Source organism: Vibrio sp. 3-2(1) (assembly GCF_963887575.1).
GTDB lineage: Bacteria > Pseudomonadota > Gammaproteobacteria > Enterobacterales > Vibrionaceae > Vibrio > Vibrio anguillarum.
This window is the reverse complement of record NZ_CAWPGB010000022.1, coordinates 348,302-362,894: the sequence shown is the minus strand read 5'-3', so window position 1 is coordinate 362,894 and position 14,593 is coordinate 348,302. Positions and strand designations below refer to the sequence as shown.

The 14,593-nt window shown below is 46.1% G+C and carries 14 protein-coding genes; 5 read left to right on the top strand and 9 right to left on the bottom strand.

What is annotated here, in order from left to right:
* Positions 1-6: 6 nt before the first annotated feature.
* Together gnd and AACQ79_RS09770 are read left to right on the top strand one after the other, a co-directional pair.
* On the top strand, positions 7-1,455 hold the full coding sequence (gene gnd / locus AACQ79_RS09775) for a decarboxylating NADP(+)-dependent phosphogluconate dehydrogenase (RefSeq protein WP_017046894.1): 1,449 nt from the start codon (positions 7-9) through the stop codon (positions 1,453-1,455).
* Between the two features lie 133 nt (positions 1,456-1,588).
* Positions 1,589-1,729 carry a hypothetical protein gene (locus tag AACQ79_RS09770; RefSeq protein WP_010320537.1) on the top strand — a complete coding sequence of 47 codons (141 nt, stop codon included), beginning with the start codon at positions 1,589-1,591 and terminating at the stop codon, positions 1,727-1,729.
* Positions 1,730-1,782: 53 nt separating this feature from the next.
* On the opposite strand, the gene AACQ79_RS09765 is transcribed toward AACQ79_RS09770, so the two are convergent.
* The gene (locus AACQ79_RS09765) at positions 1,783-2,685 is read right to left on the bottom strand and encodes a LysR family transcriptional regulator (protein WP_170899013.1); all 903 of its coding nucleotides are present in this window, start codon (positions 2,683-2,685) and stop codon (positions 1,783-1,785) included.
* Between the two features lie 110 nt (positions 2,686-2,795).
* On the opposite strand from AACQ79_RS09765, the gene AACQ79_RS09760 reads away from it, so the two are divergent.
* On the top strand, positions 2,796-3,659 hold the full coding sequence (locus AACQ79_RS09760; protein WP_010320539.1) for an MBL fold metallo-hydrolase: 864 nt from the start codon (positions 2,796-2,798) through the stop codon (positions 3,657-3,659).
* Positions 3,653-4,276 carry a DsbA family protein gene (locus AACQ79_RS09755; RefSeq protein ID WP_170899012.1) on the top strand — a complete coding sequence of 208 codons (624 nt, stop codon included), beginning with the start codon at positions 3,653-3,655 and terminating at the stop codon, positions 4,274-4,276. Before AACQ79_RS09760 ends, AACQ79_RS09755 begins: the two co-directional genes overlap by 7 nt.
* A 45-nt stretch (positions 4,277-4,321) precedes the next feature.
* Here the strand turns inward: AACQ79_RS09755 and AACQ79_RS09750 are convergent, their stop codons facing one another.
* From AACQ79_RS09750 to rbsD, 6 genes are all read right to left on the bottom strand, one after another.
* The gene (locus AACQ79_RS09750) at positions 4,322-5,329 is read right to left on the bottom strand and encodes a substrate-binding domain-containing protein (protein ID WP_047691031.1); all 1,008 of its coding nucleotides are present in this window, start codon (positions 5,327-5,329) and stop codon (positions 4,322-4,324) included.
* A 16-nt stretch (positions 5,330-5,345) separates the two neighbouring features.
* Positions 5,346-6,266 carry a ribokinase gene (gene rbsK / locus AACQ79_RS09745; protein ID WP_026027599.1) on the bottom strand — a complete coding sequence of 307 codons (921 nt, stop codon included), beginning with the start codon at positions 6,264-6,266 and terminating at the stop codon, positions 5,346-5,348.
* Between the two features lie 175 nt (positions 6,267-6,441).
* Complete coding sequence (gene rbsB / locus AACQ79_RS09740; protein ID WP_010320543.1) at positions 6,442-7,320, bottom strand: ribose ABC transporter substrate-binding protein RbsB; 879 nt, start codon at positions 7,318-7,320, stop codon at positions 6,442-6,444.
* 73 nt (positions 7,321-7,393) lie between these two features.
* Positions 7,394-8,362, bottom strand: a complete 969-nt coding sequence (rbsC, locus tag AACQ79_RS09735) for a ribose ABC transporter permease (RefSeq protein ID WP_413470695.1) — start codon at positions 8,360-8,362, stop codon at positions 7,394-7,396.
* A gap of 11 nt (positions 8,363-8,373) precedes the next feature.
* Positions 8,374-9,879, bottom strand: coding sequence for a ribose ABC transporter ATP-binding protein RbsA (gene rbsA, locus AACQ79_RS09730; protein ID WP_094145644.1), 1,506 nt, complete (start codon positions 9,877-9,879; stop codon positions 8,374-8,376).
* Positions 9,880-9,899: 20 nt separating this feature from the next.
* Positions 9,900-10,319 (bottom strand): D-ribose pyranase, encoded by a 420-nt coding sequence (gene rbsD / locus AACQ79_RS09725; protein ID WP_013868176.1) that lies wholly within the window; start codon positions 10,317-10,319, stop codon positions 9,900-9,902.
* A gap of 306 nt (positions 10,320-10,625) precedes the next feature.
* Here rbsD and AACQ79_RS09720 point away from each other — a divergent pair, with 306 nt between their 5' ends.
* Positions 10,626-10,886, top strand: a complete 261-nt coding sequence (locus tag AACQ79_RS09720; RefSeq protein WP_094145646.1) for a DUF3012 domain-containing protein — start codon at positions 10,626-10,628, stop codon at positions 10,884-10,886.
* Between the two features lie 163 nt (positions 10,887-11,049).
* On the opposite strand, the gene AACQ79_RS09715 is transcribed toward AACQ79_RS09720, so the two are convergent.
* Entirely contained in the window at positions 11,050-11,418 is a 369-nt protein-coding gene (locus tag AACQ79_RS09715; protein ID WP_170898907.1) for a hypothetical protein, read from the bottom strand.
* The gene (gene tssI, locus AACQ79_RS09710) at positions 11,415-14,513 is read right to left on the bottom strand and encodes a type VI secretion system tip protein TssI/VgrG (RefSeq protein ID WP_170899011.1); all 3,099 of its coding nucleotides are present in this window, start codon (positions 14,511-14,513) and stop codon (positions 11,415-11,417) included. The genes AACQ79_RS09715 and tssI overlap by 4 nt, the downstream gene beginning before the upstream one ends.
* Positions 14,514-14,593: the final 80 nt, after the last annotated feature.

The following is a 14,593-nucleotide window of genomic DNA, read 5'->3' as shown; positions in this document are numbered from 1 at the left end:
AAATAAATGAAAGGTGATATCGGTGTAATCGGCCTAGCAGTGATGGGCCAAAACCTTATCCTAAATATGAACGACCACGGTTTTAAAGTGGTAGCTCACAACCGTACCGCGGCAAAAGTCGATGAGTTCCTAGCAGGCCCAGCGAAAGACACCAATATTGTTGGTGCTTATTCACTGCAAGAGTTAGTCGACAAACTGGCGACACCTCGCAAAGTGATGCTGATGGTGCGTGCGGGCCAAGTCGTGGATGATTTCATCGACCAACTGGTTCCGCTACTCGATAAAGGCGACATCATTATCGATGGCGGTAACACGAACTTCCCAGACACCAACCGCCGTGTTGCAGCACTGCGTGAAAAAGGTATTCACTTTATCGGTACAGGCGTTTCTGGCGGCGAAGAAGGGGCACGTTTTGGCCCATCTATCATGCCAGGTGGCGCACCTGAAGCTTGGGAAGCCGTGAAGCCAATTTTCCAAGGTATCTCAGCAAAAACCGAAGCTGGTGAGCCTTGCTGTGATTGGGTGGGTAACGACGGCGCGGGCCACTTCGTTAAAATGGTACACAACGGTATCGAATATGGCGATATGCAGCTAATTACCGAAGCTTATCAGTTTATGAAAGACGGCTTGGGTTTAAACCATGATGAAATGCAAAAAGTGTTTGCTGATTGGAACAAGACCGAGCTCGATAGCTACCTAGTGGAAATCACCGCTGATATCTTAGGCTACAAAGACGAAGATGGTGAAGCTCTGGTTGAGAAAATCCTCGATACTGCTGGCCAAAAAGGCACAGGTAAATGGACGGGCATTAACGCACTCGATATGGGTATTCCGCTGACGCTCATAACTGAGTCAGTTTTCTCTCGTTGCCTTTCAGCATTGAAAGATCAGCGCGTTGCTGCCGAAGCGCTGTTTGGTAAGAGCAATATGCAGATCGAAGGTGATAAACAAGAGTGGGTTGATGCACTTCGTCAAGCGCTACTTGCGTCTAAGATCATCTCTTACGCACAAGGCTTTATGCTAATGCGCCAAGCGTCTAACGAAAATGGTTGGAATCTTAACTACGGTAACGTGGCATTGATGTGGCGTGGTGGTTGTATCATCCGCTCCGCATTCCTGAGCAACATTCGTGATGCGTTCGAAGCTAACCCAGAAATCGCCTTCTTAGGTTCAGATGCCTACTTCAAGGGCATTTTGGATAACTGCCTAGCGGCTTGGCGTAAAGTAGCGGCCAAATCAATGGAAGTCGGCATTCCAATGCCATGTATGACCTCCGCGCTCACTTTCTTAGATGGCTACACCACCGCTCGCTTACCGGCTAATTTACTGCAAGCACAACGTGATTACTTTGGTGCTCACACTTATGAGCGTACTGACCGTCCACGTGGTGAATTCTTCCACACAAACTGGACTGGTACAGGCGGCGATACGGCGTCTACCACTTACGACGTATAAAAAATTCGGCTTACGATGAAAAAAGGACTAGCTAAGCCCCTTCATCTACGCCTATAATTTGGCCGTCATGGAGGATGTTAACTAGGTTAACATCCTCTATTTTTTTGTTTCCAAAACTATATGAGATCCAAAGATGACCATCAATAAGTTCTATGTATTTGTCCCACAGGCTGTGGAAGAAGACACTCATAGGGAAAATGAAGTTCAATCTGCTATGGAAGCTCAACGTCAGGCATTAGTGCAACAAGCGCAGAAACAAGGCGCAGTAGCATAATCCATAAGCAGAGTGTGGCAACACGCTCTGCTTATCACTCCTCTCTACCTCATCTATAGGCATATCGTTTGCCAATCATGATTCACGAAATACTCCTTTAAGTGATCAATCAAAGCTCTGACAGCGGGTGATAAATGACGCCGAGAAGGATATAAAGCGTAAATGTCCATTTTCTTCGGTTGCCAATGCGCTAACACCTGCTGTAAGTCCCCCCTTTCTAACGCACCCTTGGCTAGATAAGTCGGCTGTAAAGCAACGCCCATCCCGTGGATAGCCGCATGTAACAAAGTGGTGGCTTCATTTGCAGTTAGCTGGCATGGCACCTCCACCGATTGATGCTTATCATCTTGTTTTAAATGCCAAATATGTCGCTCAAAATTTTTGTATCCAAGACAACGATGCTGTGAGAGATCGCTTGGTATGAGTATTGGCTCACAGCGCATAAGATAGTCAGGAGAGGCAACCAATACAGAATCACATTGGGCGATAGGGCGCCCGATTAAAGAAGGATCGGGATCGGCCGCAATACGGATCGCTAAATCAATTCGCTCTGCAATCAAATCTGCGGTTTTATCCTGTACATCAATATCAATTTCGATATTTGGATGCGTATTCAAAAAAGGTTTAACGGCCGGGATCAGTTGAGAAAAGCCAAACGACATGCTGGTCGCAATCCGGATTTTTCCAGATAACGACTGTTGATCCATCAACTGATGTTCTAGTTGCTGCGCTTGCTCGACCCATAATTTTATCGCGTCTAGGCATTGAACTCCTGCTGATGTGAGCGATACTTTTCGTGTGGTTCGGTTCAATAACCGAGCTTGTAACCAAGTTTCCATGGTTTCAACATGCCGAGTCACCATAGGACGAGAAATATCCAGCCGTTCCGCTGTCGCCGTAAAACTTTGGGTAATCGCTATATCTAAAAAGACCTGAGCTGCTGTGAGTTTGTCCATGATTAGTTCTAATTAAGAAACAATGATGTCAATTATTAGCTATATATCCGAACAAGTCTAATTCGTATGATAGCTCCCGAACCGATAACATACTCTTTGGATAAATAATCATGAAAACACTGACTCTACTTACCGCAACCACACTCATCAGCAGCACCGCGTTTGCAGCACAACAACCTTTGACACTTGATGTCTACAATGCAGATGGCAATAGCTTCCATGTCAACTCCACTTTGGTTTATGGCGAAACAGAAGCGATGGTGGTTGACACTGGCTTTACTAAAGCCGACGCACTCCGTATTGCAGCAAAAGTACTCGACTCTGGCAAAAACTTAACCACGATTTTTATTAGCCAAGCTGACCCTGATTACTACTTTGGCGCTGAAGTACTGCATGACATGTTTCCACAAGCGAAAGTGCTGACGACTCCTGGCGTACGTGCAACGATTGCAGAAAAACTCGAAGGTAAACTGGCATTTTGGGCTCCAAAAATGGGGGCAAATGCCCCTGTAAAACCAGTACTACCAACAGCTTATAATGGCAAAACCTTAACCATTGATGGGCAAACTATTGAAATTCGCGATGCGGATGGAGCATTAGCGCATCGTCCTTATTTATGGATACCAGCCAATAAAGCGATTTTAGGTAACGTCGCGGTATACGGAAATGTTCATTTATGGATGGCTGATGCACAAAGTGATGCGAGCCGCCAAGCTTGGGCGCAACAACTTGATCAAATGAAAGCACTCAAACCAAACGTAGTGATCCCGGGGCATATGACTTCTGGAACAGCGCTTGATGCTTCTTCAATTGAATTTGCACAACAATATCTTATGGATTTTGCTAAAGCCAAAGCAAACAGCAAAGACAGCGCTCAGTTAATTCAAACCATGCAAAACCTTTACCCTAATGCTGGCCTACCAATGGCTTTAGAAATTGGTGCCAAAGTTCATATGGGTGAGATGAAATGGTAAACGTCCACTATATTTTCGACCCAATGTGTGGCTGGTGTTACGGAGCAACCTCTCTGATTCAGCAGTTGAATGAAATGAGCGGAGTCAAACTGCACCTTCATCCGGGTGGAATGATCGAGCGATCGCCTCTTTCAGATGGTTTTCGCCAACATGTACTGCAAGCTGATCAGCGCATTGCTCAGCAAACAGGAGCCGTATTTGGGGAAGGTTACATCGCCAAAATCAAAAGTGGCGAAACCGTGATATTGGACTCATACGTTACTGCTCAAGCCATTATTGCAGCGCAATTACTCGGTGTATCGCCAAGTGTTATGCTCAAAAGCATTCAACAAGCGCACTACCAGCAAGGTTTGCCTGTGGCCGATACTGACACATTGGCACTGTTAGCCCAATCGCTTGACCTAGAGCCAAATCAATGGCTACAAGCGATGGAGCAAGCTAAAGCTCAGTTACCAGAGCAGTTAGAGCAGACGCAAAGCTTAATGGCGCAATATCAACTTTCTGGTTTTCCCTCGATTGTGTATGAAGCAGAGGGGCAATGGCGAACCGTATCTGTTAGCCATTTCTATAATCGACCGCAGCAATGGGCTGATTTCTGGAAAAATATGACTCAGTAATTAGTGCCTCATCCCTCTCTTTAGTAAAGAGAGGGATTTTTCGATCTACTTGTTCATCATTTTGATGCTTTTACGCACCACTAAAGTCGGCTCTAATTGGACAATTTGCGGTTCGAGCGCTTCGTTTTCTAAACGGGCAAGTAAGGTGTCAACTGCCGCTTTACCTAAACGATATTTGGGTTGATGAATAGTGGTTAGAGCTGGCGACATAAAACGGGCGATGTGAATATCGTCATACCCCATCAGCGAAAGATCTTCAGGAATGCGGATCCCTTTTTCATTAGCTGCATTAATCACACCCATTGCCATCATGTCATTAGAGACAAAAATCGCACTCGGTAATGGTCCTTTGGCTAACATTTTATTGAACGCTTCGTAGCCACCTTCACATTCAAAATCGGATTCAACAATCCAATTGGGATAAATGTCCAAACCTGCTTCCAAGACAGCGCGCTTATAGCCTTCATAACGCATTTGAGCTTGATGTCGAATCAATGGCCCAGTAATGCAACCGATTTCTTTATGACCGCACTCAATCAAATAGTTCGTCGCAATATAACCACCACGTAAAGAGTTATCTTGTATTTTATCGCTAGGAAAGAGCATTGGGCCCCAATCCATCACCACGACAGGGATATCTGGGTAGCGTTCAAAAACGTCAATCCGCTCACCTTCTAAGGTGGAGCACATCAAAAGTAAGCCATCAACGCGCTTTTGCAGCAGCGTGTTGATAGAGGCTTGCATCCGCTGGCTATCCCCTTCGGTATTACACAAAATAAGGTTATAACCTTTGTGGTAGCAACTGCGCTCTACCCCTTTGACCACTTCGCCAAAAAAGGGGTTAGTCGAAGTGGTCACTAACATACCAATGGTGCGCGTTCGGTTCATTTTGAGACTGCGAGCCAATGCTGACGGGGCATAGTTCAGATCTTGCGCGGCTTTATTGACACGCTCAGCGATTTCATCGCTCACATAGCGAGATTTATTAATGACATGGCTGACGGTAGACGTGGATACGCCGGCTAATCTTGCAATATCTTTCATTGTCGCCATGTCTGTTTTTCCTATTCTATTGATGCTGAGCGAGAAACGCGTCCACTTCTACTCGGGTGGGTATTGAGGTTTGCGCGCCAAAACGGGTAACAGAAATGGCTGCCGCAGCATGTGCAAATTTAATGGCTGATTCTAAAGGCATATCTTCCAACAAACCCGTGACCAAAGCACCGTTAAACGTATCACCTGCCGCGGTGGTGTCTGTCACATCGACTTTAAAACCAGCAATCAGTTGACCACGCCCATTTTGGCTTAGCCAAACGCCTTTTGCACCTAAGGTGATCAAGACGATTTCAATCCCTTTTTTATGCAGTTCATTGGCCGCCAATTGCGCCGTGTGATCATCATCAACCGTGATCCCCGTTAAGCGCTGCGCTTCCGTTTCGTTTGGTGTGATCACATCGACACATTCTAGCAGAGTATCAGGCAGATCTCGGGCAGGCGCTGGGTTTAAAATCACATTGGTACGATTTTGTTTGGCGATTTGCGCAGCTTTAATAATGCCATCGATTGGCGTCTCTAATTGCATCAATAAATATTTGGCCGCGCCAATGGCGGCTAAATCCGCTTCAATGGCATCAGCCGTCAGCTTGTCATTCGCCTCTGCCGAAATACAGATGCTGTTTTCTCCGCTATCCGAGACTTGGATCATCGCAATGCCCGTCGGACAATTGGGCTGCATTTTAACTCCCGCAATGTTGATACCATCGAGCTTAAAATTCTCACGAATATTGATACCGAATGCGTCGTCACCCACGCAGGCAATAAAACCAATGTCCGCTTTTAATCGCGCGGCCGCTACAGCTTGGTTGGCCCCTTTACCACCGGGAATAACTTGATAATGACGACCATGCAGCGTCTCGCCCGGGCGAGGAAATGAAGGCACTTGCAAAACATGGTCAGCGTTAACACTACCTAATACCACTAACTGATTCATAATTTGTCCTTTGTTCATGAGTGAACATGTTTGAAATAGAGCTGGAGAGGTTTGGCTTTTGTGGCTTCACCTGAAAAAACAAACCTATCGAGCCTGATTACTGGTTATTGATGGCTGAGGGGTTATAGAAGAGGTAGCTCTCTACGAGCCAGTAAAGAGCTACCTACAGCAAAGATTATTTGCTGATGATTTTTAGAGGAACCGGAATGTACTCATCCACTTGTTCGCCTTTTAGCATTTTATCGGCCGTTTCAATGCCAAGTGCACCGATCATGTCTGGTTGTTGAGCAACAGTCGCAGCAAGTTGGCCGCGTTCTACCGCCGCGATACCATCGTCGGTACCATCAAAACCAATGATCATCACCTCTTTGCCTGATGCTTGAACGGCGCGAAGTGCACCCAATGCCATTTCATCATTTTGGGCAAATACGGCTTGAACATCTGGGTTTGCCGCTAGCAGGTTTTCCATTACATTCAAACCTTTAGTGCGGTCAAAATCAGCAGGCTGGCTAGCAAGCAGTTCCATTTCACTGCCTTTCACCGCGTTCATGAAACCTTCTCCACGCTCACGAGCGGCCGATGTGCCGGCAATCCCTTCCAGTTGAATGACTTTGGCTTTTGCACCGATTTTTTCGACGATAAAGTGACCGGCCATTTCACCACCGACTACGTTATCAGAAGCGATGTGGCTCACAACATCACCACGGCTTGCACCGCGATCCAGTGTCAACACTGGCACTTTAGCGCGGTTGGCCATACGAATGGCGTTAGAGACGGCATCAGAATCGGTTGGGTTGATCAAAATCGCTTTAACGCCACGGACGGTTAAGTCTTCTACGTTTGATAGCTCTTTGCTTGGATCATTTTGTGAATCCAAGACGATCAGGTTGTAGCCTAGCTCTTTCGCTTTCGCTTCTGCGCCATCTTTCATGGTGACAAAAAATGGGTTGTTCAGAGTGGATAGTACAATCGCCATGGTATCTTGCGCATGCGCAGCCACAGAGACAGTGGTGGAAAGTAGAGCAGCAGAGATTAAAGTTGCAAGTTTTTTCATCTTTATAGTCCTTTTTGTAGGGGCCGTTTTAAAGCTAATATGGCTCGCTTTAAAACGGAGGTTTTCTATCATGTTACTTATTTTTGTTATCCACGAGTACCGCGAGCAAAATAACCACGGCTTTCGCAATCATTTGGTAGTAAGAAGAGACATCAAGCAGGTTCAGCGCGTTATTAAGAAAGCCGATGATCAGCGCCCCAATTAACGTGCCCATAATGCGTCCTTTACCCCCCATCAAGCTGGTACCACCAAGTACGACGGCAGCGATGGCATCCAGCTCATAACCCATACCAGCAGTCGGTTGCGCAGAAGAGAGGCGAGACGTGACGATGATGCCAGCCAGCGCAGCCAATAGACCACAGATGGCGTACACACCAATTTTCACGCGATCCACATTAATACCTGACAATCGAGTCGCAGACTCATTGCCACCTAGCGCGTAAATATAGCGGCCAAAACGTGTATGGTTGAGTAAGTACCAAACCGCAGCAAAGACCACCACCATCATCCACACCGGAACGGGAATACCCAACGCGTAACCTGTACCAAACCAAGCAAAAGCATCTGCAGTATCGGTAAAACCTGTCGAAATTGGACGTCCATCGGTATAAACCATGGTCACACCACGCAGTAAGGTCATGGTGACTAAGGTGGCAATAAACGCTTGCACTTTACCTTTGGCGATAATGATGCCGCTAATCGCACCCAGTGCCGCGCCAGCAAGTAACGCTGTAGGGACTGCGATAATGACAGGAATCTCAAGACCAATCATGGTTGCAGCAAAAGCGCCGCACAACGCCAGTACCGAGCCAACACTCAAATCGATACCTGCCGTTAGAATAACCAAGGTCATCCCCACAGCGATAATGGCGTTGACTGAGGTTTGGCGCAAAATGTTCAGTATGTTGTCAACCGTGAAGAAATTGGGGTTTAAAAAAGAGACAACGACCACTAAAAAAAGCAAAGCAATCAGTGATTTTTGCTCAATGAGCCACTCTTTACTGATCCATTTTCTGCGGTTAGTTTGGGTTGAATTACTCATGCTGTTACTGCTCATGCTGCTTCCTCATTGATCTTTTTGCCTACCGCACAGGCGAGTAGAATCTCTTGGTTGGCTTGTTTGGCACAAAATTCGCCGCTGATTCGACCTTCATGCATCACCAAAATTCGGTCACTCATCCCTAGCACTTCTGGCATCTCTGACGAGACCAAAATAATGCTCATCCCTTCGGCTTTAAATTGGTTAATCAATTGGTAAATCTCTTTTTTGGCTCCCACGTCAACCCCGCGTGTGGGTTCATCCAAAATCAAGACTTTGGGACGTGTCATCAACCCTTTCGCAATCGCTACTTTTTGCTGATTGCCACCGGATAAATTGCCAATGATTTGATCACGAGATGGCGTTTTGATGTTGAATAGGCGAATGAAATCTTCCACTGCGATGACTTCATCACTGTGTTGAATCTGTACACCTTTGCTAAATTTATTCAACGCACACAGTGACATGTTCTCTTTCACCGACAGGCCAAGAACCAAACCGTCCCCTTTGCGATCTTCTGAAATATACGCGATACCGTTTGCAAGACCATCTTGTGGGCTGACTGGGTTGATGGTTTTGTTCTCAAGGTTAATCACGCCTCGCTCACTGGGCAGCGCGCCGTAAATCACCTTCATTAATTCAGTGCGCCCTGCGCCCATCAAACCCGAGACACCGAGGATTTCACCTCGTTTGAGCGTAAAATTAATGTCATGCACACCTGAGCCCGTAAGGCCTATCACTTCAAGGCAAGTGTCGCCGTGCTTTACCTCAATGCGTGGATACTGTTCTTCTAATTTCCGGCCGACCATCATCTCAATCAGGCCATCTTCATTGGTGTCAGACACTTTGCACTGGCCAATGAATTTGCCATCACGTAACACGGTTATGTCGTCGCAAATTTCAAAAATTTCTTTCAATCGATGTGAGATATAAACAATGCCGCAACCTTGTTCACGCAACTCGTTAATCACATTAAATAACGATTCAGTTTCGGTATCCGTCAGCGCATCCGTCGGTTCATCCATGATGATCACTTTCGACTCAAATGAGAGCGCTTTTGCAATCTCAACCATCTGTTGCTCACCAAGGCTTAAGTCACCCAACAAGGTCTTGGAGCTGTGTTTAACGTTTAAACGAGCCAGTAGTTTGTCGGCTGCTTGGTACATTTCATTCCATAAAATTCGCCCCATCGCACCGGTTATCTCTCTGCCTAGAAAAATGTTTTCAGCAATAGTTAATTCCGGAATCAAATTCAACTCTTGGTGAATAATGCTGATGCCCGCTTGTTGTGAATCTCGTGGGCCTTTAAAGGCGGCTGGTTTTCCTTGGTAAGTGATAGAACCCGCATCCAATGAATAGATACCCGTCAACACTTTCATTAAGGTTGATTTACCCGCGCCGTTTTCGCCCATCAACGCCATCACGCGGCCGGGGTAAACATTGAGGCTAGCTTTATCGAGCGCTTTCACGCCGGGGAACGCTTTTTCAATCTCACTGAGCGCTAAAATTGCTTGAGTCATAGTGGATCCTCAATCGCGGCTTAAAACACGACGCCTGCTTGAAAAATAACATTCGCATACGGCGTGCATTCGCCTGTTCTTACCACGGCGCGGCTGCGCATAGTGCGCTCTTTAAAATCTTGATGAGAGAGGTAAGTGACAGCAATCGCTTTCTCGCACAACTCCTCTTCCGCTTTCAGCTCAGCAAGCAGCGCTTTGTGATGCTCAGGGCTTACTTGTGCAAACTCTTCAGCAATGATCACACCTTCAATTTGAGATTCAGAAAGAATCACGCGGACCGTGTCAATAAAACCGGGAATACCGTGAGTTAATGCTAAATCAATACGCTGCACTTCATCAGGAATGGGCAAACCGGCATCACAAATTGTGATTTCATCGGTATGCCCTAAAGTAGCCACCAAGTAAGAGAGTTCTGAGTTTAATAGGGTACTTTTTTTCATTGTTATACCTTCACGTTAGGCTTTATGTTTCGCTTTTTGACACCTTTCTATCACTCTTGAATCGTTCAAGAAAATCTCATCGAAACGTTTCGATGAATCCTAGCGTAGCAAAAATAATTTGCACGATACGAAAATAGGTAATGTGATTTTGATCGTTGATTAGTGAGCTGAGGAGTAAAAAAGAGTGAGGATCATCACTGAGTAATTTGTCATTAGATGCCCATTTTTAGCATAGGATTAACACTGAGAGCGTGATTTTCGGTATAGTCACTCCGAACAAAAATCGCATCCATTTGGAACTCAAACATGAAAAAAATAGCCTTGGTATTGTTTACTGCATTCTCACTCGCCGCCTGCTCAGAAGTGGGCAGCGAAGCATGGTGCCAAGATATGAAAGAGAAACCAAAAGGCGAATGGAACGCCGGGCAGGCGGTGGATTATGCAAAGCACTGTGTCTTCCAATCACAAATTGGCAGCGACGCGTGGTGTGAAGATATGAAAGACAAGCCAAAAGGTGATTGGACAGCGAATGAGGCTGGTTCTTATGCTAAATATTGTTTGCTGTAAGAAGGGAGTCCCCAGAGCTAGGTTGCTATGGGGTTTACGGCCATCAAATTAATTGGTGGATTTTTTCATACTATTTTTGATATTAATTAACTATCAAAAATCACTTTTATAAGATTATTTACAATAACCTATCAATATATAATTAATTTGTTAACTGTTAGCTCTAGCCGTTATCAACATCCTCTATATATTGTTTAATATATTCATCAAGGCTTTCTAAATTAGACTGTTCACATTGAATCATCAGCAATTCACCACGTTGACCACCAATATTCGCATAAAGCATACACCTTTCATGGATAGCTAACCTTTGCTTATTGTAAAAATCATCTGGAAAGCCATAATCTATAGACTTAAAAGAAATAACTTTTTTAATCTGAGCCTCTGACCTTGCTATCTCATTTTGGATGCATCCTATCATTTCTTGATGCACAGTAGATGTATCATAGCAATTATCGCTAGCAATGGCGCCACTACTAATACTGAATAATATCAATAGAGCAGTAAAAATTTCAGAAAGCAACCTATTCATTTTATATCAACCTCTAAACCTTTAGTTTCCAGTTCAAGTAAAGTTTTCTTCTCTGACTCTGCCCGTTTTTTTAAATCATCCCACCATGATGGTGAAGATCTAAAGAGCCTCTCTGTATTAAGAGTCTTATAGTCTTGTACAAGAATAATAAACTCCCTATCTGTAACACTTTCCACATTTTTTCCATTCAACGCATTAATAATTAAATTAGTTCGCCCGCCAAACTGCACGGAAGTGGACCATATCAAATCGTGCACAGCAGCTCGATTATGCTCAAACAATAGTCCTTTTCCTTTAAGCTTTTCTATTTGTATATCGTAATGTGTTTGCTTAATAAATTGATGTTGTTCTTCTCTAAATTCTTGGGGGTATTTAGAAGCTATATCCAACCAAGCAGTATTAAATTCTTTCGTCGCTGGATTCAATCCAATAAAAAAATCTTTAAATTTTGATGATCGAATATACTGTTGTACCACGCCAAGGTTTGATGACATTTGATAACAGCCATATGAAGCACCACCATAATCTCCATTTCCTGTTGATATGACCCCTGGACCTCTTCCTGCCGACTCATATTTCTCTGAAGTTTTACCTAGCGTCCACATTTCATGGACATCATTTTCATAAACCCACCCATCGACCAGCGCTTCATCTAAACCTAACAATGTGCCTTGGCCAACAATACCATCAACGGGGCCAATGCTGTATGACGGATGCGTTTGATGGCTGGGTTGATAACTTTTTTGGAACTGTTCGATGGCCGTTTTGGTTTTATTACCGAAATCACCATCGGCTTGCAAATCAAATTTCATTTTGATTAACGCTTGCTGAATCAAGCTCACTTCTTCACCATTGTTGCCTTTTCTGAAAGCGCTGGCTTGTTTCTTCGCTAACTTTTCCAGCTCTTCTGAAGGTTTCAACACATCCGATTGTAGCAGTGACACTTTATCTTCGTTTTGTGCATCCTCTTTTGGGCTCTCTTCCTGAGCGCTCTTTTCTGCCACCTTCGCTTCTGACTGCTTTTCTGATGATGCAGATGATTTCTGCGCAGCGGATTGTACTGCGGCAGCCTCAAAATGAGTGATCACATTCGCTTGGCCGCTTTGCATGGTCGCGCTAATAGCACTCGCTTGTAATTCGGCCGGAGCTTTCATATCAAGTAGTGGGGTTGCCAACATGGCGGATTGCCCACCATAAGCGCTACCGCTGCCCGCACTTCCGCCAGCATTGAGGTTAATCGCAGGACCAACGATGTGCACGCCACCGGCATCCACTTTAACAAAGCTGCCACCCGCTTTTAAAGTCACTTCAGCCCCAGCTTCTACAACGATTTTAGCTCCCGCTTTAAGACTGATTTCGCGCCCTGTCTGTATCGCGGTCAGTTTGGCCACTTTATGCTGTACTGACCCGCTAATCTCTACACTGTTATCTTTGGTTATGTTATCGCGGCTTTCGCCCTCTACCGTGAGGTGGTGGTTATGTTTAACGTGCGTAAGCTGGTCGTTATCCACCGTGAGGTGCTGGTCGTGCTTGATGTGCGCCGTGGCGTCATTGAGCACCAAGGCGTCTAAGTCTTTTTGCGCGTGTAGGTAGATTTTCTCTTGCGCTGCTTGGTCTTCAAAACTCAGCTCGTTAAACCCTTGCCCTTGGTGCGTTTCACTGCGCAGCACGGTTTTGGTTTTGTTATCCGGCAATGTGTACGGCGCTTTGTTGGTCGCATGGTAGGTACGGCCTGTCACTATCGGTTGGTCTGGGTCGCCGTTAAGAAACGAGACGATGACTTCATGACCAATGCGCGGAATGGCTATCATGCCATATTGGCTGCCAGCCCAACCTTGTGAGACGCGCACCCAGCATGAGCTGTGTTCATCGCCGTTGGAATATCTGTCCCACGGGAAATGCAGTTTGACGCGGCCATGTTCGTCACAGAAGATTTCTTCGCCGTCAGGGCCCACGACTAACGCCATGCAAGGGCCGTCCACTTGAGGTTTGGCTTGCGGTGTCGCACGCCACGTGACATCAGCAGGAATGAGCGTGAATTGGTTGCTGTACGTGGTCGCGCCACTGCCGCCCTCTTCTTCCAAAGCTTGTGGCTGACGCCCTTGGTGGTGCACTTGCACTACAACCCAGTCGCGGTTCGCGCTGTCGTCAAGATGCTCTTGTAAGTCAAACTTTGTGCCCGCTTGCAGGCCCGGATGGTTACTTTTTCCGCTCGCGGTACGCGCTTCTCGTCGTAGGTACTCTAAGCGAATTTGATTAAAGGCTTTGCCGCTGACGTCGTCTTTAAAGCGACCCGGTGCATCAAAGTGCTCGTAGGTCGCTTGCTGGTAATCCATCTCGCGCCCTTGCGCTTGCTGAGCAAACGAGTAGCTCGGCTTTTTAAAGCTGTAATCTTGCAGCGCGCTGTGGCTCACTTCGGTTTGGCTGTGTTGCGTTAATTGCGACACATAAGGGCTCTCCATCACGCCACCCGCAAGGACGTTGTAAGGGATAGGCGTTTCTCGCTTCGTCAGGCTTTGGCTGTCGTCACTGAAAAAGAGGGTGTGTTTCCCCTCTTCATGGATGAAGTGATACACCAAGCCCTCTTCGGCGGCTAAGCGGTGCAAGAAGTCGATATCCGTCTCACGGTACTGCACGCAGAATTCACGCTGAGCACACTCACGCTTCAGCGAGAAGGCGTAGTCGTTAATGCCCATTTCTTGCAGTACGATGGAGAGGATTTCGGGAACGGTTTTGAGCTGGAAAATACGGCTGTTTTGGCGCAGTGATAACCGCTCTAATGCCGGGACGAAGGTCAGTGAGTAAAAGGTGTGATGATGGCCAATATCGCCTTTACTGAACTGGCGCACAATGCCGTGCACGCGCTGTACAACAAGGCCATCACGCAACATCTCAAGCTGAGCGGTTTTATCCACCAGCTCCAGCGCCGTTAAGCCAGATTGACGACTGGCCAGTTTTATCTCATAGCGAAAACCGTAGCAGCGCAGGCCCGCTTGCGTGCTATCAGACAGCGATTCCACACCTTGGTATTCATGCACCACTAACGTGTCGTCTGCCAAACCCTCCACGGTGAGCCTAAAACTTAACCTTGCCATCTTTTTCCCTTCCACTCTTTTATCGCAAAATGACACTAGTACAGCAAGTGCAGTGCCAGATATTTTTCTTTGATATTCAT